Genomic DNA, 25,744 nt, shown 5'->3' with positions numbered 1-25,744 from the left:
TCAACCCAATCAACCACTCACCAGAAAAAAACAACCACTCACATAATCAACTTAATCAACCACTCACCCAAAAAATAAAACAAAAATCCTACTTTCGCATATATGGGAGCAACCGCTGAAGAATTTTTGGTAAAATCGGAAGAGAAGGCTTTTGATGCCGATCACCGTCGCATCATCAACTTCAATATTGACCGGTACAATACGGCGGTATCGCGGGGCCTTTCGCGCATTATCAATTTAGATAATGCCAAAAAGAAAGGCCATGTGCTTAAATGGAAGGTGATGGAAAACCTGGATAAGTTCCTCCCGGAGTTTGAGGCCAATTTTCAGAAACGCGGCGGCAAGGTGATCTGGGCTAATGATGTAGAAGAGGCCCAGCGTGAAATCCTGAACATCATCAAAAAGGCCAACGCCAAAACCGTGGTGAAATCCAAATCGATGGTTACCGAAGAAATTCATCTGAACGAGTTTTTAGAGAGCAATCAAATCGAATCGCTTGAAACCGATTTAGGTGAATATATAGTGCAGCTGTTAGGCCAAAAGCCATACCATATTGTTACCCCGGCTATGCACCTCAGCAAGGAAGATATCGCGAAGCTTTTCCACGAAAAATTTGGCACCCCCATTGATGCAACGCCCGAACAAATTACCCTGAAAGCCCGCGAGCTGCTCCGCGAAAAATATGTACAGGCCGATGTAGGTATCACCGGTGCCAATTTCCTGTTAGCTGATACCGGCAGCATCGCCATCAGCGAAAATGAAGGCAACGCGCGCCTTTGTACTACATTCCCTAAAATCCATATTGCCATTGTGGGGATCGAGAAGATCATCCCTTCCATTACTGATCTGGACTTGTTTTGGCCGATGCTGTCTACTCATGGCACCGGGCAAAATCTTACTGTTTATAATACCATATTAAGCGGTCCGCGCCGACCGGATGAAACCGACGGGCCTGAGGAAATGTACGTAGTGCTGTTGGATAATGGCCGCACCAATCTGCTGGCAAAAAAAGACCAGCGGCAAGGCCTTTACTGCATCCGTTGCGGAGCCTGCCTTAACGGTTGCCCCATTTATAAAAACATTGGAGGCCACACTTATGCCACCACTTACAGTGGCCCGATAGGCTCTATTATTACCCCGCATACCCAGGGGATGGAAAATTTTAAACACCTGAGCTATGCTTCAAGCCTGTGTGGTAAATGTACCGAGGTTTGCCCGGTTAAGATCGACATCCATAAAATGTTGCTCCTTAACCGCCGCGATGCGGTTAACGAAAACCTGGTTACCAATAAAGAACGCTGGGGCTGGGCCATCTGGAAAAAGGGAATGCTTAAACGCAAGCTTACCGATTTTTTTGGCGGCGGCATGAAAAACTTCCTGCTTAAAACATTCTTTAAACGTACCTGGGGCCATTTACGCGAAATGCCGCGCGTGGCTGATAAATCATTTAGCAAGCAATGGCAGGAAATGAACAACACACCCGAAGAATAGTGCTATGCGTAAAATAATCTTAAACGTCGCTGTTAGTCTCGATAGTTATATTGAGGGGCCTAATGGTGAGTACGACTGGTGCTTTGACGACCAGGATTATGGCCTTACCGACTTTTTTAAAGCCTGTGATGCCATCTTCATCGGGCGCAAAAGTTATGAGCTGATCATGCGTACCGATCCAAAAATGTTTGCTGCCATGAAAATGTATGTGTTTTCGGATACACTTCATGACCCGCAAGCTGATAATGTTGAAATACTGAGATCTGCTGATTTTAAAAACAGGATCGAAGAAATCAGGAGCCAGGAGGGACGCGATATCTGGTTGTTTGGCGGGGCAGAACTTGTTGAAGCGTTTATCAAAAAAAATCTAATCTCTGAATTATTACTGTCAGTACACCCGGTAATTTTAGGTAGTGGAAAACCACTTTTTACAAATATAAAAGAACGCATTAACCTGGTACTGCTTGGTGCCGAGCAATTTTCAAGCGGACTCATTCAACTCAGGTATATTATCAACCCTTAGTTCAATCTGGAATTACCTGATAGCATTGTAGTTTTGAAAGCCTAAAGTTAAAGGCATATGCCTGCTTTGCGCTTAGGTGTCCTACCCTACTTCAATAACCACAAAATCCTTTTGCATCCGTTTCACCTGTTCGGCCATGCGTTTAATAAACAGGTAATTTGCCGTGCCGCCAATAACCGCGCCTACAACCGGAACCAGGCGTTCGGCAGTGCGGGTGCCTAATATCATCAGCATCCTTTCGGCAATGCCTTCCATCATGGATTTGGTGATAGCCACGCCGGCTTCCACCCTTACTGATGTTGCCACTAACGACATGAAATCGTCGAACCCATTATCATACGTGCCCCGGTAATAATACATAATGCCCATAATAGCCCTAAACTGCTGGGTGATCAAATTGATGAAATCAAATGGAATCCCTGCTACGAGAGTAAACATACCCCCGCTGCCCGCCATAGCCCCCGAACCTGCTGCAAGACAAGCGCACTGGTTAATAAAACCTTCAAGGCCGAGTTTATCAACGCCGTTTTTTATTTTAAGCTGATCGATGCCTTCAAATATTTTCCTAAACCCCATATGAGCAAGGCTTTCGGTATGCAACCGGATATCAGTACCTATTTTATTGAATTTGATGAGTTTCATTGTTTATTAATTAATAGCAGTATTACGCCGCTGTATTATTAACAACAGATCCATCTGCGTGTTTGTAAATTTGGCGGAAACAGAACAATAAGTTTTAGGGGATAGCTAAACCCTATTTTCATCCTGGTCGGGATGGTTACTATAGAGACAGGCCTATTCAGGTGGAATGATTTTCTGAAATTGCGAGAAACTATCCGGAAGGGAAATTGAATTAACCTATATGCCTCCTCAGGTTTTCAATTGCCCCAACGGGTACTGCCAGTTCGCCTAATTCGGCTATTACAACCTCTGGGCCAGGTAAAAACAGGGTCATGGTATTAGCTTGCATGGCCTCTTGTACCCGAATGCGCAAGGGCTCACCCAATAAAGATAAGCCTCCGCCCAACACTATAATATCAGGGTGAAAAAGATGTACAGCATGTGATAAGCCGAAGCCCAGGTCGGCAGCGGTATCATTCAATATTTTCAGCGCACCTGCATCTCCCTGTTCCGAAGCGGTCAGTAATATTTTAGCTTCTCCCCCATTTACACCCGCACAAAGTTGGGCCAGTTTACCATCGGGCTTTTGAGCGATTACTGTACGGATCTTTTTATCAACCGCCCAGCCCGAGCAGCTATCTTCAAGCGTAAGGCCTTCGCGGTTAAGGCGTATGTGCCCTATCTCCGCTTCCCCGGGTTTTGCCCCGTGATAAATTTGGCCGTTAATGACCATTCCGGCGCCTGCTCCACTGCCAAGAGTTACATAAAATACATGTTCATAATTACGCCCGGCCCCTTTTAATGCCTCGCCAAGGGCAGCTACATTAGCATCATTCTCCAAAATAACCGGTACATTAACCTCCTGCTTCAACCAGCCCGAAATGTTAAATGCGTCCCACCCGCTTAACTGGTGCGACTTAGCAATACTGCCCGTCCCCCGGTCAACCGGTCCGCCAAAACCGATGCTTATCCCTTTAATGATATACTCTTTTGAAATATTGGTAATGGTTTGGGCAATGTGCCCCCTGATCCCTGCGGCGCCCAACGCTCTGTCTACCGCAAAACGAAACGTCCTGTTGATAATAAAGCTATCATCGGCCAAAACTATTTGCAGTTTGGTTCCGCCTATTTCAATACCTATATAGCAATTTTGCATGGTTAAAATATCCAGCTCTTAAAGTCTTGCTTCTATTATCTTGTTGTCTGGCTTTTGGCTTCTACTTCCACTTAAAACTTTTAATCATCACCGCCATGTCCTGCTTTATAAAACTAAGCACAGGTTGTATGGAGTCGAGCCGGGGTTCAGTGTTAAAATATAGCGCTCCCCGTATATAATTATGCACACTATCTGTAAGGAAAAACTGCGCCGATGAAGCGGCATTGCCGTCTATTGTATAATAAATGCCATAAACTTTCTTATCGGCATAATGGATGATGCCTTCGTCAATGGATGTGGCTTTTACGGTATGTTTAAAGGCGAAGGTGCGGGCATCCTCCACCAGTTGGTTAAACTCTTTTTTTGAGGTGATGGGCTGATAGCTTAAATGCAGCGTGGCATTAAACCGCGGGAACTGCATGTTTATCCAGCAAGGTTTGGCATCCCGCTTTTTATCCGGTTCAATAATAGCATATTTGGGATATGTAAAAGCATACGGACAACCGGGAGCATAATCCTGGTATTCTTTTTTTGGGAACGCTATGCGATAGTAGCCGCGGGGCTTAGGCGCGTAATCATGATTGCCGCTGCATGCCGCCAAAAGCAATAGCGCCGCTGCCAGTAAACTTACATACTTCATGGATGTTTCTCCTTTGAGTTCCAGATCTCCCACGATTTTTCGGCCTGTAAAACCAGCATTTCATAGCCATTTTTAGTGACCGCGCCGCGCTCGCGGCCATGTTTTAAAAACAGGGTTTCTTCAGGATTATAGATCAGGTCGTACAAAATATGATTTTCGCCAATAAAATCATAAGGTATAGGCGGGCATTCATCAATATTAGGATGGGTACCCAAAGGAGTTGTATTGATGATAAGTTTGTGCTGTAAGATATGGTGTGGCTGCAGATCTTTAAACAAAATATTATCCGCATGGTGTGTTGGCTTGCGGGTAACAACTTTATAGGTGATACCTAAATTTTCCAGTACACATTTTACTGCTTTTGCGGCACCTCCATCGCCCAAAACCAGGGCGTCATCATTGCCATCGCCAATTAAAGGCTTTAATGATTCCTCAAACCCATAAATATCGGTATTATAGCCTTCCAGTCTGAAATCATGGTCTTTAACCCCTATCTCGCCCGAAAATGCGGCTTCAATCGGGCTTTCGGCAGTCACCCTGATACAGTTTACGGCGCCGGCTGTACGGGCGTCATGCTCTATCCAATCTAAAAAAGGCAGCACGTTTATTTTATGAGGAATGGTTACATTAAGACCGCAAATATCCGGATGTTCATCAAGCAGGTTCTGCAGGTCCTTGATATGCTCAATAGGATAAAGATCATACCTTGCATCTGTAATACCTTCGGTTTTGAATTTTTCGGTAAAAAACTTTTTTGAAAATGAATGAGAAAGCGGAAAACCAATTAGTCCGTAGTGTTTCATGGTCAATTTTATAACGATATCAGCCGCTAAAGTAATCAATTATAGCATAAGCTGGCATAGCTTTAATGGTGTAATATTAACGACCAAACAGGCAATTTTAACTATTGATTTAAAACGGATAAGCTGAAAAACACTTTGGATAAAGATTGTTTATAAGGAAATTTATTTCAAAGTAAGGTAATTCCGGGCGCCGATAAAATTGTAATTTGGGCCTCAATATCATGCCCCCCTATTACAATTTACCCTATTCATCTTTTCCGAAGGATCATCCCTTTTTGTGTGATCATTTTATGCAGTTGTGCTGCACGGGCTCAAAGTCAATCCCGGCCCGCTATAGAACCTGTACTAAAAATTCTCCGCTGCGTGAAAAGTCCGGATTCGGCAAAACCGATCTTACCCTTGCCGCCCTGAGCTATGAACTGGCGATCAGTGAGCGGCAATTGTTTCGCCGCATAAAATCAATTACCGGACTTACGCCTAATAAATACATCCGCGCCATTAAATTGCAAATAGCACGCGAAGCTATCGAAAGCGGCAGGTACCGCACAATTGCCGAAGTATCATATGCCGCGGGGTTTGATACCCCGGCGTACTTCGGTAAATTGTTTAAGGAGCATTATGGCCGCGACGTTAATGAGTTGCTTTAAACCTTACGGTTGATTATCTTTTAATTGTCTTTTTAGTTTTAGGGGATCTTTTATCTCCAGGAGATGACTTTTGCCCCAAATGGCGGTTTTATAAAGCTAAATGGCAGTTTTATTATATCGCTTTTAGGCAGCTTTGTGAGATACAATCATCCCCTAATATAATGACTGTGACTTTTAATGAGGATAATCTCCGTACCCTTAACAACCCAACCGATAGAATACCAACTATCGGCAAAGCACCTGATGCAATATGCCCGAGATGCAAAAACAAATTTTGCGACCGGATAAAAAGAGCCGCTATTGTTAAACTGTTGCTTCCGCGGCTTCGGGTAAAACGCTACCGCTGCAGCAGGTGCTCAAACAGGTTTTATAAACGCGGATAAATTTCATTTTGAAGAAGCATCTACCTTTTATTTTTTAGGATAGCAAGAGAAATCAGCCTTTCAACTTAAACCTGAATTATGCCTGATTTTAATTGTGCTTTGCCGGTTTACTTTCGGGTAGCCGGCATTGTTTTTTATGAAGGGATTAAATAATTGATATTTCCTCAAGATATAAATAGATGTTATCAGCGGTTAACTTAAAAACATATTCACTCCAGAATATTTCGTTATCCATGGTGCACGATGAATCAAGGTAGCCTTCCTGATCCCAACTGGAAATTTGCTTCAGGTTGTCAATGATCAGATCGCCGTAAGCAAATGAAAAATCACATTCTGCCGGATTGCTAAAATAAATCCATTTATAAAACCTCCGGGATTGGTTCTCAAATAAAAAATATTGTAACCGCCACTTATCCTGGCTGTTTTTGATATGAGCACAAAATAATGTGTATTTTTTATGCTGAGGGAAAATCATTGAGTAACCGTACCTGAGCTGCACGGCTTCCCGATAATTTTCAGGATCCGATATTTTTAACTTACTAAAAAAGGGTTCTAAAAACTCTTCATTAATATACCGAACATAGGCCATGTTTACGCGTTCCTTCTTTTGCTGTTTAATTATTGATACCATCCATGGCTGGTCTTTGAACTCAATAGATGTTGGTAATAGCTCTGCTTTTTCGTATCCTGCTAATTGATACACTTTTTCAGGATAAAACAGGGCGTTTTGCCAAATATCACCTGTAGTAATACCTCTCTCTTTATACATTTTCAATTCAGGCTCGGTCAACTGATCTCCATAAAAGGCAAGACTTGGCATGATAAACCATTCGCCTTCAAAGCATATCCCGATAAATGATATTGAAAAATATTTGTAAATGCCTTCATCAATACATTCACGAAGAGGTTTGCTTTGCCATGAGTTTAAATCCACCATTTTCTTAGTTTTTTCATAATCGTGATAACTTGATGAATAGCCGTTTAGCTGTTCATGATGCCACTCATAATTTTCATAGTCAACAGACGAGAGCTTTACCCAGGTTAGTGCATAAAGCTTATCTCCATCCTGATTAAAAACGCCTCCATAATATCCATCTAACAAATTTTCATGAAGCCTGCGTTCAAGAATAGTTTTTAGTGCCTGATTGTAAGGTAAAGACATAGCGATTTATAAATTACCTTTTGAATATATGATTTTGATTAAAATATCCCGCCAACAAAAAAGCCCGCCAGTTATCCCGGCGAGCCTTCTTCATTAAAAGTAAGATTTTAAATAACCTTATTCCACAACGCTTAATTTAAGCGTATTAGTTTTACCCTGTTTAATTATGGGGGTAGACGCGGTGTTAACAACTACGTCGCCTGTTTTAATCAGGCCTTCGGCTTTAAGAGTGTCATTAACATCGGCAATGGTTTGATCAGTGCTTTCCAACTGATCATAATAATACGCCCTCACTCCCCAAACAAGGCTAAGCGCATTCAATAGCTGCTTGTTTGATGTAAATATATAGGTGCTGGCTTTAGGCCTGTGGCTTGATATTTCAAATGCAGTATAACCTGAAGTTGTCATGGAAACGATACCTACCGCATTGCTTTGCTCAGCAATATGTACGGCAGATTCGCAAAGTGCATTGATCAGGAAATCCGGAGAAGAAGGGTCTTTAACTGTTGCTTGCTTCGGAGCGTTAAACGGATAGCCTAATTCTTCAACATTGCGTACAATTTTGGCCATAGTTTCAATAACAATAACCGGGAACTCACCAACTGATGTTTCGCCGCTTAACATCACCGCATCGGCACCGTCAAGTACAGAGTTGGCAACGTCGTTCACTTCGGCACGGGTTGGGCGTGGTGTGGTGATCATTGATTCCAGCATCTGGGTAGCTACGATAACCGGTTTTGAAGCAGCGCGGCATTTACGGGCAATCATTTTTTGCAGCAATGGCACTTCTTCAAGCGGCATTTCAACACCAAGGTCACCACGGGCAACCATTACACCATCTGTAGCAGCAATAATGGCATCAATATTTTCAATAGCTTCCGGCTTTTCAACTTTGGCAATCACCTTAGCCGCCGAACCGTTGCGGGCTATAATACGTTTCAGGTCAATAATATCCTCGCCTGTGCGAACAAAAGAAAGACCGATCCATTCAACATCCTGTTTAAGGGCAAATTCAAGGTTAATCAGGTCTTCTTCGGTTAAGCTTGGGATAGACACTTTGGTGTTAGGCAGGTTAACACCCTTGCGTGATGTTAAAATACCACCGTGAACAACCTCACATATAACTGTATCAATTTTGTTGGTTTCAATAACCCTTAACTGCAGCTTACCGTCATCAAGCAAAATTATTTCGTTTGCCTGTACATCCTGCGGGAAGGTATCATAAGTAATATAAATCTGCTCATCGTTACCAATGCATTCGTGAGTGGTAATTTTAATGTGCGTTCCGTTAACTAAATGAATACCGCCGTCCTTTACCAGCCCGATGCGGATCTTTGGGCCCTGTAAATCGGCCAGGATACCTACGTTGGTTTTGTATTGCTCGTTAATTTCACGGATAAGATCGATCACTACCTTATGATCTTCAGGCTTACCGTGCGAAAAATTAAGACGGCAAACGTTGACACCTGCCTTGATCATCGCTAATAAAACATCCTTTTTAGCTGATGCCGGCCCCATGGTGGCAACAATTTTTGTACGATTATAGTATAGTTCCATATTATTCGGGTTAAAACTGGAGGGTATTTAATGATTGTAAAACCAACATCTTTTTAAATTCGGCGCTAAAATAAAAGATTTTCCCGTGATTTTATTTTTTTTGGGTCAATCTTTACAGCTGCAACTATTTCTGGTATTTTATTAAGCGATGAAATGATCATATCAAGCTCATTATCATCTATATAGTTGCGGATCATTAAAAAATAGTCGGCACTTTTTATTTCAGGCACCAGGTAGCCATCTGAGCCTTTATTGCCTATAAAGAAGAAGTCTGTTTCGGTGGTTTCCCAACTGTAGCGGTATAATGAAAACAAAACAGGCTCGGCCCCGGGGTAAATATCTACTTCCAGGTCATCGGTTTTTACGAAATTAAAATTCAAGTACTTGTTTATAAGAAAACAAACCCGGTAATCTTTAAGTGAGCTTGTTACTGCAATGAGCACAAAATCAAAATCGATCTCAAACTTTAAAAATTTCCTGTTCAAAATCATTACTTTTACGCCGTCAAAATTACTAATACAAACCGTTTCAATAAAATTTTGTTTAGAGATTTATATTGTAAAAGTTTTAGATTTGTTTATTGACAGAATTTATTTTTCTTTGCACTGAATTTTTATTAATCATTAAACTATAAAGACTATGTCTGATATCGCTTCAAGAGTAAAAGCTATTATCGTAGAAAAACTGGGTGTTGACGAAAGTGAAGTTACGCCAGAAGCGAGTTTCACCAATGATCTTGGTGCCGACTCGTTAGACACCGTGGAATTAATCATGGAGTTTGAAAAAGAATTTAACGTGGCTATTCCTGACGATCAGGCTGAAACTATTGGTACTGTTGGCCAGGCAGTTGCTTACCTTGAAAAAAACGTTAAATAAAACTCCTTAACTGGATTAAATGGAGTTTAAAAGAGTTGTAGTAACCGGGCTTGGAGCACTTACTCCTATTGGTAACACTGTTTCAGACTATTGGAACGGACTGATCAATGGAGTAAGTGGCGCTGCCTTGATTAAAAGTTTTGATACCGAAAAATTCAAAACTAAGTTCGCTTGCGAAGTAAAAGACTTTGACGCGGATGGTTTTTTGGGCCGTAAAGACGCCCGCAAATTGGATCCTTTTGTACAATACGCCTTATTTTCAACCGAAGAAGCCGTAAAAGACGCAGGATTAGATTTTTCAAAACTGGATACCAGCCGTATTGGCGTTATCTGGGGCTCGGGTATTGGGGGGTTAAAAACTTTCCTCGACGAGGTGACAGCCTTTGCCAAAGGTGATGGCTCTCCGCGTTTTAACCCGTTCTTCATCCCTAAAATGATTGCTGATATAGCCCCCGGCCATATATCTATTAAATATGGTTTGCGCGGCCCCAACTTCACTACTGTTTCGGCATGTGCTTCATCAAATAATTCCCTGATAGATTCATTTAATTATATCCGTTTGGGCAAAGCTAACATGTTCATCAGCGGTGGTTCTGAAGCCATTATCAACGAAGCCGGCATAGGTGGTTTTAACGCCATGCACGCATTATCAACCCGAAACGATGATCCGGCAACGGCATCACGTCCGTTTGATCTGGACAGGGATGGTTTTGTGGCCGGTGAAGGAGCAGGTACTATCATTTTAGAGGAGTTAGAGCATGCAAAAGCCCGCGGCGCTAAAATATACGCCGAAATGGTGGGTGGCGGCATGAGCGCCGATGCCTATCACATGACAGCACCTCATCCCGATGGCTTAGGTGCCGCGTTTGTAATGCGCGCTGCTCTCGAAGATGCCAACCTTAGCCCTGCCGATATTGATTATGTGAACGTTCACGGCACATCAACCCCAATCGGTGATCCGCAGGAAATTAAAGCAATACAGGATGTGTTTGGTGATGATATTTACCGTATCAATATTAGCTCAACCAAATCAATGACAGGCCATTTACTTGGTGCTGCCGGCGCGGTTGAAGCTATTGCGTCGATACTGGCATTAAAACATGGTATCATCCCTCCAACCATTAATCACTTTACGGATGATCCGGCTTTTGATCCTAAGATCAATTTCACTTTCAATACCGCTCAAAAACGCGATATTAATATAGTGCAAAGCAATGGATTTGGTTTTGGCGGACACAATGCTTCTGTAATATTTAAAAAGTACGAAGATTAATTGTGGTTTGATGCCTATAAGTCGGTTCTACAAGCTTTATATATCACCCAACAGAAAGTATGTTAAAATTTTAAAGAATTTGCTCGGTTTTGTGCCGGGCAATTTGTCTTTATACCGCATGGCTTTCCGTCATAAATCGGTAGCCCAAAACATCAAGAAGGGGGTGAAAAACAGTAACGAACGCCTGGAGTTTTTGGGCGATGCCGTACTGGGCAGTGTTGTTGCTGAAGTACTTTTTAAATTATACCCTTATGAAGATGAGGGCTTTTTGACCGAATTACGCTCAAAAATAGTAAGCCGGGTAAACCTTAATGCACTCGGAAAAAAACTTGGCTTTGATAAATTGATTGAGTATGACAACCGTATGCTTAACTCGAGCAGGCAGGGGTCATTGCTTGGCGATGCATTTGAAGCCCTGGTTGGCGCAGTTTATCTGGATAAAGGCTATGACTTTACCAAAAATTTCCTGATCAATCATATCATAAAACCTCATATTGATATTCATACGCTTGAGCAAACGGAAACTAACTTCAAAAGCAAGCTTATTGAATGGTGCCAGCGCCATGGCCGCGACATTATTTTTGAACTGGTAACCAACCAGGATGGTGAAAGTACCAAGCTTTTCACCGTACAGGCCAGCGTTGACGGCGAGGTAATGGGATCGGGCAAAGAATTCAGTAAAAAGAACGCCGAAAAACTTGCCGCCGAAAAAGCATGCGAAGCCCTGGGCATCTGATTCAAAGTATTTTAACGATTTAAAGGGGCAGTTTCTTTTCCTTTTTAAGTTCTACCGGCCCTTCACCCAATTTAACAGTTGAATCGGGCACGATGAATGTTGGGCTGTTTAGCTTTTCGAGCTTTTCTTTATCACTGCTGTTTTTGTAATATTCATATGCCCGTATAGTATGCTTAATCAGGTCATAATCTGTCCAGGCTTTGATATCCTTATAGGTAGGCGTATAATAATTCATGAACTTACGGGCAAGACTATCCGTAGTGAGGCCTGTATACTGCTTCACAAATGGGATGTTGTAATGTTTGTGAATTTCGGCCTGCTCCAATTCGCTTTGGGCATTTTGAGCAAAGCGGCGTGCGCGATTGGGAGTTGTTCCTAAAAGCTCGTAAAGACCGGTTACGGGGTTACTCAAAAAAGATAACGCGGGAGGCTTGCCATTATAATAAGTCCCCTGTTTCTTATAATCGCTCAATACCTGGTTTATCTCCTGTCTTTTGGTTTGGCCAACAACCTTTACCTCGTCAAGTTTTATAATGGGCTGCATGTAAACGGGCATGTCGCTATTGTTCAGCACCACTACTTTTTGAGGGGTATAATCATCGCGGGAAAAAAGCAGGGTATCGCCAACACGTGTCTTTATGCTAAACCAGCCAACATCATCACTAAGTATCAATGTTTTGGTATTCAGGTCTTTAACAAAAACCTGTCCTACACGCTCATTGGTCACCTTTTTTGAGATAACACCCTTTACCGTAAACTCCTGGGCCGAAACATGAACGGTAATGAGGCATAGAAAGCCTGTTACAAGCAGGTATAAATAGTTGCGCATCAGTGATAATTGAACGTAAATATAGGAACTGTATTTTATTTGAAATGTGAAAAAGTGTTAAAGGGCTGCGCTTTGGTGGTTAGTGGTTAGAGATTGGAGGTTAGTCCTTTCCTTTTTTGAGCGATGAATCCTCTCAATTCTCGATACTGAATTTATTTCAAATCCGAAATCGAACATTCGAAATCCGACATAGCCTAACCTCTAATCTCCAATCTCTAACCTCCAACTAAAATGCTATCTTTGCGCATGATAAAATCCATGACAGGGTATGGAATTGCCAGTTTTGATTCGGGCAGTACAAAATACACCGTAGAGGTTAAATCCCTGAACAGCAAATTTTTAGAATTATCGCTTCGTTTACCGAAGATTTTTGCCGAAAAAGAGTTTCAGCTGCGTAATGACTGCAGTAAACTCATCGAGCGCGGTAAAGTTAACTTATCTATTAACACCGAGCAGGTAAGTCAATCAGTAAAAGCGGCAGGCATTGATAAAGATCTGCTCAAACATTATTACAACCAGCTAAAATCAGTAAGCGAAGAGCTCGGCGAGCCAACCGGCAACCTGCTTCAGCTGGCATTGGGCTTACCCGAAGTTGTTAAATACGAAGAAGATACCATATCCGAAGATGAGTGGAAAGCCGTTGAAAAAACTTTTCAGCAGGCGATGGCCGCTTTCCAGGACTTCAGGGCTCAGGAAGGTAATGTTATTGAACAGGAAATCAAAGGTCGTATCAATACCATATTAAAAAACCTTGAGCTTGTTGAACTGGAAGATCCAAAACGTGTTCCTTTGATTAGGGAGCGCCTTAATACATTCTTAGCCGAAGCCGCAAGCCGCGAAGCTATAGATCAAAACCGGTTTGAACAGGAGTTGATCTACTATATTGATAAGCTTGATATAACCGAAGAAAAGGTAAGGCTCAAAGCCCATTGCGAGTATTTTATTGAAACCCTTAAAAATGCCGATGCGAACGGTAAAAAACTGGGCTTCATTTCGCAGGAGATTGGCCGCGAGATCAATACATTAGGCTCAAAAGCCAATGATGCCAACATTCAGAAACTGGTAGTTGGTATGAAAGAAGAGCTTGAAAAAATTAAAGAACAACTGTTAAACGTATTGTAAAGTCCATAGATGATGGTTCATAGTTCATGGATTAACGCCATTACTATAACCAGCTATGAACCATGAACTATAAACTATGAGCCAAAACGGTAAACTCATTATATTTTCGGCTCCATCGGGCGCTGGTAAAACCACTATAGTACACCATTTGCTGGGGAAGATCCCTGAGCTTGAATTTTCCATTTCGGCCACCACGCGTGAGCGCCGGGGCGATGAAGTGCATGAGCAGGACTATTATTTTATAAGCAAAGAGGAATTTTTGCACCGCATTGCCAAAAAACAGTTTGTTGAATTTGAAGAGGTTTATACCGGTACTTTTTATGGTACGCTCCGTACCGAAATTGAGCGCATCTGGGCAAAAGGCAAAACGGTAATATTTGATATTGACGTTGAGGGTGGCCTGCACCTTAAGCGTAAATACGGCCCCCAGGCTTTGGCCATATTTGTACAACCGCCATCGCTTGAGGTTTTAATTGAAAGGTTGACCGGCCGTGGCACCGATAGCGAAGAAAAACTGAAAGAACGCTTTGCCAAAGCAGAAAAAGAGCTTAAATACGCTCCGCAATTTGATATTATACTCAAAAATTACGATCTTGAAACGGCTTGCGCAGAGGCAGAGGAATTGGTGAGTAACTTTATTAGCCCCCCGGCCCCCTAAAGGGGGAGTGCAAAAAACTCATTTTGTACACCGGGAGCATTTAATCTACAAAATTTTTAATTTCCCCTTTAGGGGTAAGGGGCACAACATGAAGATAGGCTTACTGTTTGGTTCATTTAATCCTATACATATAGGGCATTTGATTATTGCCAATTATATGGCAAACCATACCACGCTTGATAAGGTGTGGCTGGTGGTATCGCCCCAGAATCCGTTAAAAAAATATGGCGATCTGATCAATACTTATGACAGATTGGAGATGGCCCGCCTGGCTACTGATAATGCAACCAATATTAGTGTGAGCGATGTTGAGCTGAAGTTGCCCCAGCCATCGTATACCATTGATACCCTTGCCCATTTAAAGGAGAAATATCCCGAGCATGAATTTGCCCTCATCATGGGTTCAGATAATCTTGGCTCGCTGCATAAGTGGAAAAACTATAAGCTTATCCTGCGCGATTATCGCATTTACGTGTATCCGCGCCCTGGGTATGAAAATGCCGAACTGGCCGATCATCCTTCGGTTACCATCACCATGACGCCGCTTATGGAACTTTCGGCAACGTTTATCCGCAAATCAATAGCCGAAAAAAAGAACGTGCAGTTTTTTGTACCAGATCAGGTATTGAAATTTATTGAGAGCAAGAGCTTGTACAGGTAACTCCGTAAATCTAAATCGCCCATCATTACTTCGTACCTTACAGCAATGACGGGCGATTAATAAGTGTGGGCTTACCCAATAAAATGATATAAAAACACAACTTCGCCGGTGAAAGCCGGTTTGCGCTGGTCTTTTATTTCAAGTTCGATGGCCATGGTGGATTTCGTTGTGCCACGAAGGTTAAGCAAGCTGGTCAGCTTTACCTTTAATCGTACTTCATTATCAACCAGCACCGGTTGTGCAAAACGAAGGTTTTCGATACCGTAATTAATTTCCATTTTCAGGTTTTCGATCTTTACGATCTCTTTCCATAGGTGAGGGATAAGTGAAAGTGTAAGGTAGCCATGTGCAATGGTTGACTTAAACGGACTTTCAGTTTTTGCCCTCTCCGGGTCGGTATGGATCCATTGATGATCGAGCGTTGCATCGGCAAATTTGTTGATCTGCTCCTGCGTAATGGTGTGCCATGATGATACGCCAAGGTCGTTGCCAACCTGCTGTTCAAACTCCTGAAAACTGCTGATTACAATCATATTGGTTTATTGATAGTTAGGTTTTTTTAATATTGAAGCCGCAAAGGTATTAAATTATAGTGTTTATTCGCCCAGTAATGCCTTTAAGCTTTCCAGTGTATCAGCCTCTTCTTTGGGTTTATCATGCCGCCACCTCAATATCCGCGGGAAACGCAATGCTATGCCCGATTTATGACGGGTGGATTTATTGATGCCCTCAAAACCTATTTCAAACACTAACTCGGGCTTTACGGTACGCACGGGACCAAATTTTTCGATGGTATTGCGTTTTATAAAATAATCAACCTTGTTGATCTCCGCGTCGGTAAGGCCCGAATAAGCCTTGGCAAAAGGCACCAGCTTGTCGCCATCCCAAACGGCAAAAGTATAATCTGTATACAGGTCGGCCCGGCGGCCATGACCTTTTTGGGCATAGATCATCACAGCATCCACCGATAGCGGATCGATCTTCCATTTCCACCAATCCCCCCGGCGGCGGCCTACCTGGTAGGCCGCGCTTTTGCGTTTCAGCATGATCCCCTCGGCTATCATAGCGCGCGACTGTTCCCTGATACTTCCAAGCTGCTCCCAGCTTTCAAACTGAATCAGCGATGAAATACGGAACACTTCGGAATATCGTGTCTCTGTTTGTAACTGTTCCAAAATTTCCCGTCTTTCAGTTTGGGATTTATAGCGGATATCTTCGCCTTTATGTTCCAGGCAATCATAAGCAATAACGGCTACCGGGCTTTCTTCCAGAATTTTTTTGCTGAGGTTTTTTCTGCCGATACGCGTTTGCAGCACGTTAAACGGCATAGGCAAGCCATTTTGGAAACTGAGGATCTCGCCGTCAATCACCGTACCATCGGGAAGGGCATTTAAAAAGAGATGCAGCTCAGGAAACTTTTCAGTAGCCAGATCTTCGCCACGGCTCCAGATAAATATTTCCCCATTACGCTTTATCATTTGCGCACGGATCCCATCCCACTTCCACTCAGCCTGCCAATCGGATGCATCACCGAGGGCGATCCCTACTTCAGCGGGAGTTTTTTGTTTTTCGGACGTTTCCTGGATAGGATAGGCCAGGAAGAAAGGATAAGGCCGGGAGATATTAGCTTCGGCATCCTGCTCCGCCATCAATTGCGAAAACTGGTAAGTTTCGGGCAGCCAGCTCCCCATAATGCGATGGGTAAGTACTGCGGGTTCGAGTCCGGAAATATCCGCCAGCGCCTTGATTACCAGATTTTGCGATACCCCAACCCTGAAACTGCCGGTAAGCAGTTTGTTAAAAACAAAGCGCTCCTGGCTATCCAGCATGGCCCATGAATCCATCAGCCATTCTTTTTTTTGCTCTTCGGTTTTATCGTTAAGGGCATTGATCTCGGCTATCCATTCGGTAAGCGTTTTGCTGCTGCTTGCGTCACTTTGAGGCATAAGCAGCGCCATAGTTTCTGCCAAATCTCCCACTACATGATAGCTTTCCTCAAACAGCCAGGCAGGGATGTGTGATGCCTCGATGGCCCAGTTTCGTACAAGCGTTGAATTGATCTGCCGCTTTGGCCGGCGACCGGTAAACAAAGCAAGCATGTGCATTTTATCGGTATCGGGCACTGTATTAAAATAGTCTTTTAATACTTTAACCTTTTCGTTGGTTTTGTTGGTTTCGTCAAGCGAAAGAAAGAGCTGGGCGAAGGCTTTCATGACGCCCCTCCAGCCTCACCTAAATCCTCTCCAAAGGAGAGGACTTCCTTTTCTGGTTCTCCGGCGCTTGGAGCCTCCCCTTCGGGGAGGTTGGAGGGGTCTTCTTCTCCTCCATACAATGTATGTACCTCACGGGCATTAAAACCAATCTCATTTAGATATCTCGAAAAAGTGGCTGTGTATCCATGGGTTAGATAAACGCATTCACAGCCAGTAGCGTCGATAGCACTAATCAAACCGTCCCAATCAGCATGATCGGACAGAACAAAACCCCTGTCGGCGGCACGACGGCGTTTAGCCCCGCGGATCGCCATCCAACCGGAGCAATAACCAAAACTATAAGGCTGAAACTTCCGCATCCAGGGCGTACCTACCGATGAGGGTGGCGCTATAATAATGCCCTTGCGTACCTCTTCTTTTGAACTTTCGGCGGTTATCCGCTCGGTTGGGTTTAACAATACATCATTACGGCGCAGGGCTTCGTTGGTATTTTCGATAACACCATGAGTATAAACCTTGCCATTAAACAGTTCGAGGTTTTGCAATATTCGTTGTGCTTTTCCTAAAGAATAACCCACCAATACGGTGGCCAGTCCGTTATCAAGGTTATTACGCCACCAGCTATTGATTTCGTTAAAAATTTGTACCTGCGGCTTCCATTGGTAAACCGGCATCCCAAAAGTACACTCTGAAATAAAGTGATGGCATTTAACCGGCTCAAACGGAGTAGAGATCCCATCATCTTCTACCTTGTAATCGCCGGATACTACCCAAACCTCGCCTTTGTATTCAACCCGGATCTGCGCTGAACCTATTACATGACCTGCCGGGAAGAGAGACACAGTAACACCATTCTTGTGTATTATTTCACCATACTCAACCGTTTGCAGGTTGATTTCGCCAAGTCGGTACAATAAAACCTCGCGCGAAAGATGATGGGCAAGGTAATGTTTATGCCCCCAATAAGCATGATCAGCATGGGCATGGGTTATTACAGCATCATCAACCGGCTTCCATGGATCGATATAAAATTTGCCCTGCGCGCAGTAAATCCCTCTATCTGTAAATTCAAGCAGCGGTTTTTTAGCCATGATATATAAACTACTGATAAGCAAATTGGTTTGCCCCCGGGGGTCCTAAAGGGGGAGCATCCCCAAAAACAAAAAAAATGTCATTTCGATAGAGCAAGGGCAGACTTGAGCGGCGGGGCGAAAGAGAAATCTTATACGCCATGCAGGCCGCTATGCATGGCGTATAAGATTTCTCCTCACCCCTTACACATCCAACCCTCTGTTCGTCGAAATGACATCTTTTTTGAAATCACGTTATGGGCTATTTAAACCACAACCGCGCCTGCTTTTCATCCACCTGCAGCCCTACCTCTCGCCCCAACACCAAACTATTATTATCCGGAATATGCCCGGCCGGGAAATCGAAACATACCGGGTAGTCGTATCCTTTAACTATGTCCATCACTATTTGCGAAACGGTTTGACCGAAAGGGATATCATTATCTTTAATATCCGTAAAACCACCTACCACCAAACCTGCAAGTTTTTTTAGTTTACCCGCCCTGTCCAACATGCGCAGCATTCTATCTACCGAGTAAAGATATTCGCCGACATCTTCAATAAAGAGAACCTTATTGTTATAATCCAGGTCGGACACCGAACCTGCTGCTGCTACCAACAGGGATAAATTACCGCCAACAATAACGCCGGTGGCTTCGCCGGACTTATTGGTACCATGTGTTGTAAATTCATAACTCAATTCTTCGCCAAATAAGGCTCTTCGTAAAGTATCGATCGAATGTTTGGATGCATCAGGGATATTAACCGGCATTTGCCCGTGAATAGTTTGGGCACCATAATTAGTGAACAGGTGAGTATGTAACAGGGTTATATCGCTAAAGCCAATAAGCCATTTTGGATTTTGTGCAAAGCGACTGAAATCAACCTTGTCAATCATCCTGACTGTTCCGTAGCCTCCCCGGGCAGCAATGATGGCTTTGATACTGTTGTCATCAATAAAACGCTGCATATCGGCAGCCCTAAAATCGTCATCACCGGCAAACTGATGAAATGAAGCTTCTACAGTATCTCCCAAAACAACTTCCAGTCCCCAGCTTTGTAGCAATTCCACGGCGTCGGTCATAGGCTTAGGTAGTTTTTTTGCAGGGCAGGTGATGGCTATTTTATCGCCTTTTTTGAGGTATGAGGGTTGAGTTTGAACCATGATTTTTAAAGATTGAACGATTGCCTTGATAATTAAAGATAAAATCAGGAAATCCTTAAATCATGAGCATCATGGTTCAGGTATTTTTTCGACCTAAATGAATTATCTTTGCACACTATTTACCAAGGCGATATTTAATGTCACAACTCAACAAATATAAACGATTCACCATTACATCGGCCCTGCCTTATGCCAACGGCCCCTTACATATTGGTCACCTGGCGGGCGCTTACCTGCCGGCAGATATTTTTGTGCGGTATTTAAGGCTAAAAAAAAAGGATGTAGTGTATATATGCGGCTCGGATGAGCATGGCGCAGCCATTACCATCAAAGCCAAAAAAGAGGATACTACTCCGCAAGCTATCATCGACAAATATCACAAACAGATAAAGGAGAGTTTTGAAGAGTTCGGGATAGCTTTTGATATTTATCACCGTACCTCATCGCCCATTCATCACGAACTAAGCCAGGAGTTTTTCCTGAACTTGTACGAAAAGGACGAGTTTGTTGAGAAATTCTCCGACCAGTATTTTGACGAGGACTACCAACAATTTTTGGCCGACCGTTACATCATCGGCACCTGCCCTAACTGCGGCAATGAAAACGCCTACGGCGACCAGTGCGAGCGCTGCGGTACTTCCCTTAGCCCTACCGACCTCATCAACCCAATCTCGACCCTGAGTGGTAAAACCCCGGTGCTTAAATCAACCAAACACTGGTACCTGCCTTTGGATAAATACCAGCCATGGTTGGAGCAGTGGATTGACGCCAAAGAAGGCAGCTGGAAAGTAAACGTTTTTGGCCAGTGCAAATCATGGCTAAAATCGGGCCTGCAACCGCGTTCCATGACCCGTGACCTTGACTGGGGCATTGACGTTCCATTAGCCGAAGCCAAAGGCAAAAAGCTTTACGTATGGATGGATGCGCCTATTGGCTATATTTCGGCTACCAAACAATGGGCCATCGACAACAAAAAAGACTGGAAATTATACTGGAAAAAGCAGGCCGATGAGCAGGATGACGCTTGCTTATTGCATTTTATCGGTAAGGATAATATCGTATTCCATTGTATTATTTTTCCATCGATACTGCATGCGCACGGCGAATATATTTTGCCGCAAAACGTGCCGGCCAACGAGTTTCTGAATTTAGAAGGCGATAAACTTTCTACCTCACGTAACCACGCAGTTTGGCTGCATGAATACCTGGAAGAATTTCCGGGCAAACAGGACGAGTTACGTTACGTGCTAACCTCCATCCTACCCGAAACCAGCGACAGCGAGTTTACCTGGAAAGATTACCAGGCCCGGGTAAATAATGAGCTGGTAGCCATATTAGGTAACTTTGTGAACCGCGTAATGATATTGATGCACAAATTTTACGATGGTAAAATTGAGGCTGATACTGACAAAATAGCATTTACCGACGACAGCCTGAGTACCGGCATCGGCGAATATTATGACGAGATAGAGAAAAACCTCGAAGCTTACCGCTACCGCCAGGCTTTACAGGCCGTAATGGATATGGCCCGCTTAGGTAACCGCTACCTGACCGAAAAAGAACCATGGAAAACCATTAAAACAGACCCTGCCGCTGCTAAAGAAGCGCTGCATAACTGTTTGGTGCTGATTGGTCATCTGGCTACTGCTGCGCAGGCGTTTTTACCGGCTACAGCTAAGAAGATCATTACCATGCTTAACCTGCCAAATGAGCCAATTGCTTATGAGCAGGAAATGTATTTCAACAACGGTCACCAGTTGAACCCGGCTGCGCTGTTGTTTGAAAAGGTAGAGGACGATGTGATAGAAGCCCAGCTTAAAAAACTTGCAGATAAAAAGGTAGTAGCTCCACCAAAATCGGCCGATGTGCTGCCCGCAAAGGAAAACGTTACTTACGAAACCTTTGCCACCATGGATATTCGCACCGGTACCATTTTAGCTGCCGAAAAGGTTGCCAAAACCAAAAAGCTGCTGAAACTAACCATTGATACCGGTATCGACGAGCGCACCGTAGTATCGGGTATTGCCGAATATTATGAGCCGGAGAACATCATCGGTCAAAAAGTGAGCATCCTGGTAAACCTGGAGCCGAGGGAGATCAAAGGCATTGTATCACAGGGCATGATCCTGATGGCCGAAAACAGCGAAGGCAAGCTAAGCTTTGTTGCCCCTACTGAAGATTTCCACAATGGCGCAGTAATTCGTTAAATGTGCAGACTTCAGGTGCGAAGATGCGCAAATGAGCAGTTTTTAAATTTTGAATTTTAGGGTGTGATTTTTCAATGAAAAATTGCACCTTTGCAAACTAAATAAAAGATCGGTCTTTTTTGAGGCTGATTTTTAAACGGTCCCGTAGTTCAACGGATAGAATAGGAGTTTCCTAAACTCTAGATATGAGTTCGATTCTCGTCGGGACCACGCTTTAAGTCAAAAGCCTTTAGACAGAAGTCTGAAGGCTTTTGACGTTATTGGATCTTTGAAGTAGTTCGGTGATAAACAATGACCATAAATTAAATGGATCATTTTCCACCAGTGTCACGGCTCAAATCGGAGATAGTAACATGATGCTAAACGACAATAAAAACTTAAGCCGCCTTTCCCGTTATTAAACCAGTTTTATATCGCTTCAAACATGGCCCCGAAAGAGGGCGCTGCGGTGTTTTAATAAAGGCCAGGAAAGGTTAATTTTATAGTCTAAACTTTATCAAATATGAATAATCAGGAAAGTAAAGGCAGCAGATATAAACTTGAACTTAAAGATATTGCGGATCTTACAGCGGCGGTGATAGCTTTGGCTATTATTTTCTCATTAACTCGCAATTACATTTATTACGTACTTTTTTTACATGTTCCAATTTTTCAGTACTGTGAAGCCGGCGAAATAATAATGCTTGAGCCTACGGTTATATGGTGGATATTAAATTATGGCACTATGCGAGTTGCCTCGGAAATACAAGAATCACAGACACTTAAACAATGGGAGCGGCTCACTTTTCCTTGGCTATTTTATTTGTTTTACGGGATTTTAATTTACTGGGGATATAAAAATGTACCTACCCTTTCAATCATAATGAGTTACAATTTTTTTTTAAAACACTGGTGGTTAATCATAGGGGTGATAGTGTATGTCTTGGTGGGATTACGAGCAAAAAATGAGGGAAACGACTATTTTAAAATGAATCCTTTATTAGCCATATTGGCGATATCTATTTGGTTTGGCGTTTTCGACAGCTGGGCCAGTTACGAATTGCTGCAAAAAACTGACGGGCATCTGCACCAAGTAATACTCACCAAAGAAAATAGGAAAATTACGCTTGATAATAGATTAATTTACGCTGGTAGGACAGCTAACTATTTATTTGTCTACGATGCAAAGACAAAGTTTACTCGAGTGTTTAAAACCGACGATTTTCGAACTATTGATTACGATTCTGAAAAATAGATTAATACAATGACGCCTTTCCAGTTTTATTTTTCGCTTATACTAACCACCTTCTTAGTGTTAATTACTGCGTGGTTTTCATATACCAAAGAACGAAGCAAAGCAGATTTAGCTGTTTTAGGAATTGCGATTGTTGGCGCGGTACTGAGTTTTTGTACAGGAAGTGCTGCCTACCAAGAATCAAAGCGAAATGCGGATAGTGCCAGCGTGTGGAATAGCAGGTATGTACAACTTCAAAATCGGACTTTAGATACAGCTACCGCAATAATTGATTCGCTCAACATTGCTATCGATACATCTCGAAGCCTAATAAAGGGAAATAATAAAATTTTATTCGGGCAAAAAACAAGTCTTCAAAAGCTGGATAAGCAATTGACTTTAAGTGTTGGTATTCAAAAAAGCGTTAACTCTTCGAGTAAGAAATTAATTACTACAGTAGCTAATGCTACCAAAACTTTAAACGACAATCTTACCGGTGGTGACGGTTATTGCGAGGCCATAATTATACCCGATGGTACCGGATCAGGAGAATTTAATATTGCTAATCTATCAGATATATCCATTCCAAATGTTGGCGTCTATTTTAATAATTATTCAAGAGATCTTAACTGTCCGAACACGTATTTCAAAGGGCAATTAGTATTAGATTCAGCATGTACGAGTAAGAACGCCGGAGAGTTAACGATACCTAAGATCAATAGGCTGGATACAGTGAAAATATATGGCAGCAGCTTAGTTGTAGGGAATATTACTAAAGTGACCAAATTTACCATACGATTCAACTTGCCAAATAAACTCTATTGGCAACTTTTGATGGTGCAAACGCAGGGACACCATATAACTTGGGTGTCCGTCTTACTAACTATGCAAGGCAATAAGCGTAAAATTTTCCATTATAACAGCTTAGGAGCTAAACAGACGAATTGGGACAAGGAATTTGATCGTCCTTTACAAATTTATAATTCCAGTCACATAGAGTCCTTAAAAGATAATTAATTATGCAGGCTTTACCCCTGCTCAATCTGCTTCAAGCTATCCATCTTTTTATAAGCCAAAAACCCTTTGATATCTTCAAAATGTTCACGGACGCGTTTATTACCAAATTCGAATACTTTTTTCACCAACCCGTCCAGGAAATCACGGTCATGGGATACGAGGATTAGCGTTCCGTCAAAATCTTTTAGGGCATCTTTAATGATATCCTTGGTCTTCATATCCAGGTGGTTGGTTGGCTCATCCAGGATCAGCACGTTTACGGGCTCAAGCAACAGTTTGATCATGGCCAAACGGGTCTTTTCTCCACCCGAAAGTACTTTAACCTTTTTGGTGGTATCATCGCCGCTGAACATAAATGCACCCAAAAGATCTTTAATCTTTACCGTGCCATCACTCAAAGGGATCTGATCAATGGTTTCAAATACCGTTAGATTTTCATCTAATAAAGCCGCCTGGTTTTGGGCAAAGTACCCGATCCTGGCATTGTGACCTACTTTTAAACTTCCTTCAAAATCAATCTCGCCCATAATAGCTTTAATCATGGTCGATTTGCCTTCACCGTTTTTACCAACAAAAGCCACTTTTTCGCCCCGCTCAATCACCATGGCTGCCTTTTGGAACACTACATGGTCACCATAGGTTTTTGTCAGGTCTTCAACCATTACCGGGTACTGGCCGGAACGCGGCGATGGTGGAAATTTCAATCGCAATGCCGAAGTATCCACTTCATCGATCTCGATAACCTCGAGCTTTTCGAGCATTTTTACGCGCGACTGTACCTGCAAAGTTTTGGAGTACGTGCCTCTGAACCGGTCAATAAATTCCTGGTTATCGGCTATAAAACGCTGTTGTTCTTCGTATGCTTTTAATTGATGTACCCGGCGGTCGGCACGCAACTGGAGATAATGGGTGTATTTAGCTTTATAATCGTAGATCCTGCCCATGGTAACCTCGATGGTACGGTTGGTGATGTTATCAACAAAAGTGCGGTCGTGGGAGATAACCATCACCGCCTTTGCCGAGTTTACCAGGAAGTCTTCCAGCCATTGTATACTTTCAATATCCATGTGGTTGGTAGGCTCATCCAGTAATATCAAATCCGGTTTCTTCAACAGAATTTTGGCCAGTTCGATCCGCATGCGCCAACCGCCCGAAAATTCGGAAGTTTGGCGGGTAAAGTCTTTACGCTCAAAACCTAAACCCTTCAGCACCTTTTCCACCTCTGCATCATAATTCACTTCCTCCTGCGAATAAACTTTTTCGCTCAGTTCCGATACCCGTTCAATCAGCTTCATGTAGTCGTCACTGTCGTAATCGGTACGAATGTTCAGCTGCTCATTCACTTCGTCCAGTTCTTTCTGCATCTGATTAGCCTCGTCAAAAGCTTTCATCGTTTCCTCAAAAACGGTAACGTTATCCTGGGTAAGCAAATGTTGCGGCAAATACGCTATTACCGCGTCCTTTGGTCCGGTTACATTGCCGGTAGTAGGTTTGGCCGCACCGGCGATGATCTTGAGGATGGTCGACTTGCCTGCGCCATTCTTACCCATCAGGGCTATCTTATCGTTCTCGTTGATAGAGAAGGTTACGTCGCTAAATAAGGTGGTTCCGCCAAATGAAACGGAAATGTTGTTGACATTGATCACTGTATGCTAATATTGAATTGCGCGCAAAGATAAGCGAAAGACATAGAATTATGGCAGGAAGTATGAAGAGACACT

General features: G+C 43.0%; 25 protein-coding genes and 1 tRNA gene. 13 read left to right on the top strand and 13 right to left on the bottom strand.

The window, feature by feature from the left end; genetic code table 11:
- Nucleotides 1-102 precede the first annotated feature (102 nt).
- On the top strand, nt 103-1,491 hold the full coding sequence (locus MusilaSJ_RS17460) for a LutB/LldF family L-lactate oxidation iron-sulfur protein (protein ID WP_091173030.1): 1,389 nt from the start codon (nt 103-105) through the stop codon (nt 1,489-1,491).
- Between the two features lie 4 nt (nt 1,492-1,495).
- The gene (locus MusilaSJ_RS17455) at nt 1,496-2,014 is read left to right on the top strand and encodes a dihydrofolate reductase family protein (protein ID WP_274986171.1); all 519 of its coding nucleotides are present in this window, start codon (nt 1,496-1,498) and stop codon (nt 2,012-2,014) included.
- Nucleotides 2,015-2,095: 81 nt separating this feature from the next.
- Here the strand turns inward: MusilaSJ_RS17455 and MusilaSJ_RS17450 are convergent, their stop codons facing one another.
- The 4 genes from MusilaSJ_RS17450 to MusilaSJ_RS17435 form a co-directional block, all read right to left on the bottom strand.
- The gene (locus MusilaSJ_RS17450; protein ID WP_274986170.1) at nt 2,096-2,656 is read right to left on the bottom strand and encodes a hypothetical protein; all 561 of its coding nucleotides are present in this window, start codon (nt 2,654-2,656) and stop codon (nt 2,096-2,098) included.
- A gap of 211 nt (nt 2,657-2,867) precedes the next feature.
- Complete coding sequence (locus MusilaSJ_RS17445; RefSeq protein WP_274986169.1) at nt 2,868-3,791, bottom strand: ROK family protein; 924 nt, start codon at nt 3,789-3,791, stop codon at nt 2,868-2,870.
- A 61-nt stretch (nt 3,792-3,852) separates the two neighbouring features.
- Nucleotides 3,853-4,431 carry a gliding motility lipoprotein GldD gene (gldD, locus tag MusilaSJ_RS17440; RefSeq protein ID WP_274990464.1) on the bottom strand — a complete coding sequence of 193 codons (579 nt, stop codon included), beginning with the start codon at nt 4,429-4,431 and terminating at the stop codon, nt 3,853-3,855.
- Nucleotides 4,428-5,234 carry a shikimate dehydrogenase family protein gene (locus tag MusilaSJ_RS17435; RefSeq protein WP_274986168.1) on the bottom strand — a complete coding sequence of 269 codons (807 nt, stop codon included), beginning with the start codon at nt 5,232-5,234 and terminating at the stop codon, nt 4,428-4,430. Before MusilaSJ_RS17435 ends, gldD begins: the two co-directional genes overlap by 4 nt.
- 221 nt (nt 5,235-5,455) lie before the next feature.
- Here MusilaSJ_RS17435 and MusilaSJ_RS17430 point away from each other — a divergent pair, with 221 nt between their 5' ends.
- A complete protein-coding gene (locus tag MusilaSJ_RS17430) occupies nt 5,456-5,881 on the top strand; it encodes a helix-turn-helix domain-containing protein (protein ID WP_274986167.1) in 426 nt (141 codons plus the stop codon).
- A gap of 528 nt (nt 5,882-6,409) precedes the next feature.
- On the opposite strand, the gene MusilaSJ_RS17425 is transcribed toward MusilaSJ_RS17430, so the two are convergent.
- The 3 genes from MusilaSJ_RS17425 to MusilaSJ_RS17415 all read right to left on the bottom strand — a co-directional run bounded on the left by MusilaSJ_RS17425 (nt 6,410) and on the right by MusilaSJ_RS17415 (nt 9,474).
- Entirely contained in the window at nt 6,410-7,426 is a 1,017-nt protein-coding gene (locus MusilaSJ_RS17425) for a hypothetical protein (protein ID WP_274986166.1), read from the bottom strand.
- 117 nt (nt 7,427-7,543) lie between these two features.
- Nucleotides 7,544-8,983 carry a pyruvate kinase gene (pyk, locus tag MusilaSJ_RS17420; RefSeq protein WP_112651752.1) on the bottom strand — a complete coding sequence of 480 codons (1,440 nt, stop codon included), beginning with the start codon at nt 8,981-8,983 and terminating at the stop codon, nt 7,544-7,546.
- 65 nt (nt 8,984-9,048) lie between these two features.
- The gene (locus tag MusilaSJ_RS17415; RefSeq protein WP_274986165.1) at nt 9,049-9,474 is read right to left on the bottom strand and encodes an IPExxxVDY family protein; all 426 of its coding nucleotides are present in this window, start codon (nt 9,472-9,474) and stop codon (nt 9,049-9,051) included.
- 148 nt (nt 9,475-9,622) lie between these two features.
- Here MusilaSJ_RS17415 and MusilaSJ_RS17410 point away from each other — a divergent pair, with 148 nt between their 5' ends.
- The 3 genes from MusilaSJ_RS17410 to rnc are packed head-to-tail and all read left to right on the top strand — an operon-like array spanning nt 9,623 to nt 11,868.
- The gene (locus MusilaSJ_RS17410; protein WP_031266521.1) at nt 9,623-9,859 is read left to right on the top strand and encodes an acyl carrier protein; all 237 of its coding nucleotides are present in this window, start codon (nt 9,623-9,625) and stop codon (nt 9,857-9,859) included.
- A 19-nt stretch (nt 9,860-9,878) separates the two neighbouring features.
- Nucleotides 9,879-11,132, top strand: a complete 1,254-nt coding sequence (fabF, locus tag MusilaSJ_RS17405) for a beta-ketoacyl-ACP synthase II (RefSeq protein WP_129567831.1) — start codon at nt 9,879-9,881, stop codon at nt 11,130-11,132.
- A 10-nt stretch (nt 11,133-11,142) separates the two neighbouring features.
- Complete coding sequence (rnc, locus tag MusilaSJ_RS17400) at nt 11,143-11,868, top strand: ribonuclease III (RefSeq protein ID WP_274986164.1); 726 nt, start codon at nt 11,143-11,145, stop codon at nt 11,866-11,868.
- A 19-nt stretch (nt 11,869-11,887) separates the two neighbouring features.
- Here the strand turns inward: rnc and MusilaSJ_RS17395 are convergent, their stop codons facing one another.
- Complete coding sequence (locus MusilaSJ_RS17395; RefSeq protein WP_274986163.1) at nt 11,888-12,697, bottom strand: hypothetical protein; 810 nt, start codon at nt 12,695-12,697, stop codon at nt 11,888-11,890.
- Nucleotides 12,698-12,943: 246 nt separating this feature from the next.
- On the opposite strand from MusilaSJ_RS17395, the gene MusilaSJ_RS17390 reads away from it, so the two are divergent.
- The 3 genes from MusilaSJ_RS17390 (at nt 12,944) to nadD (ending at nt 15,138) form a co-directional block, all read left to right on the top strand.
- On the top strand, nt 12,944-13,819 hold the full coding sequence (locus MusilaSJ_RS17390; RefSeq protein ID WP_229701771.1) for a YicC/YloC family endoribonuclease: 876 nt from the start codon (nt 12,944-12,946) through the stop codon (nt 13,817-13,819).
- A gap of 76 nt (nt 13,820-13,895) precedes the next feature.
- The gene (gmk, locus tag MusilaSJ_RS17385) at nt 13,896-14,477 is read left to right on the top strand and encodes a guanylate kinase (protein ID WP_274986162.1); all 582 of its coding nucleotides are present in this window, start codon (nt 13,896-13,898) and stop codon (nt 14,475-14,477) included.
- An 88-nt stretch (nt 14,478-14,565) separates the two neighbouring features.
- A complete protein-coding gene (gene nadD, locus MusilaSJ_RS17380) occupies nt 14,566-15,138 on the top strand; it encodes a nicotinate (nicotinamide) nucleotide adenylyltransferase (protein ID WP_274986161.1) in 573 nt (190 codons plus the stop codon).
- A 71-nt stretch (nt 15,139-15,209) separates the two neighbouring features.
- Here nadD and MusilaSJ_RS17375 read toward each other — a convergent pair whose 3' ends face one another.
- The 4 genes from MusilaSJ_RS17375 to MusilaSJ_RS17360 form a co-directional block, all read right to left on the bottom strand.
- On the bottom strand, nt 15,210-15,671 hold the full coding sequence (locus MusilaSJ_RS17375) for a MaoC family dehydratase (RefSeq protein WP_090534746.1): 462 nt from the start codon (nt 15,669-15,671) through the stop codon (nt 15,210-15,212).
- 63 nt (nt 15,672-15,734) lie between these two features.
- Entirely contained in the window at nt 15,735-17,351 is a 1,617-nt protein-coding gene (locus tag MusilaSJ_RS17370) for an ATP-dependent DNA ligase (protein WP_274986160.1), read from the bottom strand.
- On the bottom strand, nt 17,348-18,442 hold the full coding sequence (locus MusilaSJ_RS17365) for a ligase-associated DNA damage response exonuclease (protein WP_274986159.1): 1,095 nt from the start codon (nt 18,440-18,442) through the stop codon (nt 17,348-17,350). Before MusilaSJ_RS17365 ends, MusilaSJ_RS17370 begins: the two co-directional genes overlap by 4 nt.
- Nucleotides 18,443-18,683: 241 nt before the next feature.
- Nucleotides 18,684-19,586 (bottom strand): S66 peptidase family protein, encoded by a 903-nt coding sequence (locus MusilaSJ_RS17360; protein WP_274986158.1) that lies wholly within the window; start codon nt 19,584-19,586, stop codon nt 18,684-18,686.
- Between the two features lie 137 nt (nt 19,587-19,723).
- Between MusilaSJ_RS17360 and metG the strand changes: the two genes are divergently transcribed.
- From metG to MusilaSJ_RS17340, 4 genes are all read left to right on the top strand, one after another.
- Nucleotides 19,724-21,793, top strand: a complete 2,070-nt coding sequence (metG, locus tag MusilaSJ_RS17355; RefSeq protein ID WP_274986157.1) for a methionine--tRNA ligase — start codon at nt 19,724-19,726, stop codon at nt 21,791-21,793.
- A 138-nt stretch (nt 21,794-21,931) separates the two neighbouring features.
- Nucleotides 21,932-22,003, top strand: a tRNA-Arg gene (locus tag MusilaSJ_RS17350).
- Between the two features lie 292 nt (nt 22,004-22,295).
- A complete protein-coding gene (locus tag MusilaSJ_RS17345; RefSeq protein ID WP_274986156.1) occupies nt 22,296-23,027 on the top strand; it encodes a hypothetical protein in 732 nt (243 codons plus the stop codon).
- Between the two features lie 9 nt (nt 23,028-23,036).
- Nucleotides 23,037-24,023 (top strand): hypothetical protein, encoded by a 987-nt coding sequence (locus MusilaSJ_RS17340; protein ID WP_274986155.1) that lies wholly within the window; start codon nt 23,037-23,039, stop codon nt 24,021-24,023.
- Between the two features lie 11 nt (nt 24,024-24,034).
- Here MusilaSJ_RS17340 and MusilaSJ_RS17335 read toward each other — a convergent pair whose 3' ends face one another.
- Nucleotides 24,035-25,669 (bottom strand): ABC-F family ATP-binding cassette domain-containing protein, encoded by a 1,635-nt coding sequence (locus MusilaSJ_RS17335; protein WP_274986154.1) that lies wholly within the window; start codon nt 25,667-25,669, stop codon nt 24,035-24,037.
- Between the last annotated feature and the right edge of the window lie 75 nt (nt 25,670-25,744).

The sequence above is a fragment of the Mucilaginibacter sp. SJ genome (genome assembly GCF_028993635.1).
Taxonomy (GTDB): Bacteria; Bacteroidota; Bacteroidia; order Sphingobacteriales; family Sphingobacteriaceae; genus Mucilaginibacter.
The sequence above is the reverse complement of the archived record's forward strand: the minus strand, read 5'-3'. Positions and strand labels throughout refer to the sequence as shown.

Excerpts from the sequence above, each read along its gene's own strand:
- MusilaSJ_RS17460 (WP_091173030.1), top strand. The coding sequence starts at position 103 with ATGGGAGCAACCGCTGAAGAATTTTTGGTAAAATCGGAAGAGAAGGCT.
- MusilaSJ_RS17455 (WP_274986171.1), top strand. The coding sequence starts at position 1,496 with ATGCGTAAAATAATCTTAAACGTCGCTGTTAGTCTCGATAGTTATATT.
- MusilaSJ_RS17450 (WP_274986170.1), bottom strand. The coding sequence starts at position 2,656 with ATGAAACTCATCAAATTCAATAAAATAGGTACTGATATCCGGTTGCAT.
- MusilaSJ_RS17445 (WP_274986169.1), bottom strand. The coding sequence starts at position 3,791 with ATGCAAAATTGCTATATAGGTATTGAAATAGGCGGAACCAAACTGCAA.
- gldD (WP_274990464.1), bottom strand. The coding sequence starts at position 4,431 with ATGAAGTATGTAAGTTTACTGGCAGCGGCGCTATTGCTTTTGGCGGCA.
- MusilaSJ_RS17435 (WP_274986168.1), bottom strand. The coding sequence starts at position 5,234 with ATGAAACACTACGGACTAATTGGTTTTCCGCTTTCTCATTCATTTTCA.
- MusilaSJ_RS17430 (WP_274986167.1), top strand. The coding sequence starts at position 5,456 with ATGCCCCCCTATTACAATTTACCCTATTCATCTTTTCCGAAGGATCAT.
- MusilaSJ_RS17425 (WP_274986166.1), bottom strand. The coding sequence starts at position 7,426 with ATGTCTTTACCTTACAATCAGGCACTAAAAACTATTCTTGAACGCAGG.
- pyk (WP_112651752.1), bottom strand. The coding sequence starts at position 8,983 with ATGGAACTATACTATAATCGTACAAAAATTGTTGCCACCATGGGGCCG.
- MusilaSJ_RS17415 (WP_274986165.1), bottom strand. The coding sequence starts at position 9,474 with ATGATTTTGAACAGGAAATTTTTAAAGTTTGAGATCGATTTTGATTTT.
- MusilaSJ_RS17410 (WP_031266521.1), top strand. The coding sequence starts at position 9,623 with ATGTCTGATATCGCTTCAAGAGTAAAAGCTATTATCGTAGAAAAACTG.
- fabF (WP_129567831.1), top strand. The coding sequence starts at position 9,879 with ATGGAGTTTAAAAGAGTTGTAGTAACCGGGCTTGGAGCACTTACTCCT.
- rnc (WP_274986164.1), top strand. The coding sequence starts at position 11,143 with ATGCCTATAAGTCGGTTCTACAAGCTTTATATATCACCCAACAGAAAG.
- MusilaSJ_RS17395 (WP_274986163.1), bottom strand. The coding sequence starts at position 12,697 with ATGCGCAACTATTTATACCTGCTTGTAACAGGCTTTCTATGCCTCATT.
- MusilaSJ_RS17390 (WP_229701771.1), top strand. The coding sequence starts at position 12,944 with ATGATAAAATCCATGACAGGGTATGGAATTGCCAGTTTTGATTCGGGC.
- gmk (WP_274986162.1), top strand. The coding sequence starts at position 13,896 with ATGAGCCAAAACGGTAAACTCATTATATTTTCGGCTCCATCGGGCGCT.
- nadD (WP_274986161.1), top strand. The coding sequence starts at position 14,566 with ATGAAGATAGGCTTACTGTTTGGTTCATTTAATCCTATACATATAGGG.
- MusilaSJ_RS17375 (WP_090534746.1), bottom strand. The coding sequence starts at position 15,671 with ATGATTGTAATCAGCAGTTTTCAGGAGTTTGAACAGCAGGTTGGCAAC.
- MusilaSJ_RS17370 (WP_274986160.1), bottom strand. The coding sequence starts at position 17,351 with ATGAAAGCCTTCGCCCAGCTCTTTCTTTCGCTTGACGAAACCAACAAA.
- MusilaSJ_RS17365 (WP_274986159.1), bottom strand. The coding sequence starts at position 18,442 with ATGGCTAAAAAACCGCTGCTTGAATTTACAGATAGAGGGATTTACTGC.
- MusilaSJ_RS17360 (WP_274986158.1), bottom strand. The coding sequence starts at position 19,586 with ATGGTTCAAACTCAACCCTCATACCTCAAAAAAGGCGATAAAATAGCC.
- metG (WP_274986157.1), top strand. The coding sequence starts at position 19,724 with ATGTCACAACTCAACAAATATAAACGATTCACCATTACATCGGCCCTG.
- MusilaSJ_RS17345 (WP_274986156.1), top strand. The coding sequence starts at position 22,296 with ATGAATAATCAGGAAAGTAAAGGCAGCAGATATAAACTTGAACTTAAA.
- MusilaSJ_RS17340 (WP_274986155.1), top strand. The coding sequence starts at position 23,037 with ATGACGCCTTTCCAGTTTTATTTTTCGCTTATACTAACCACCTTCTTA.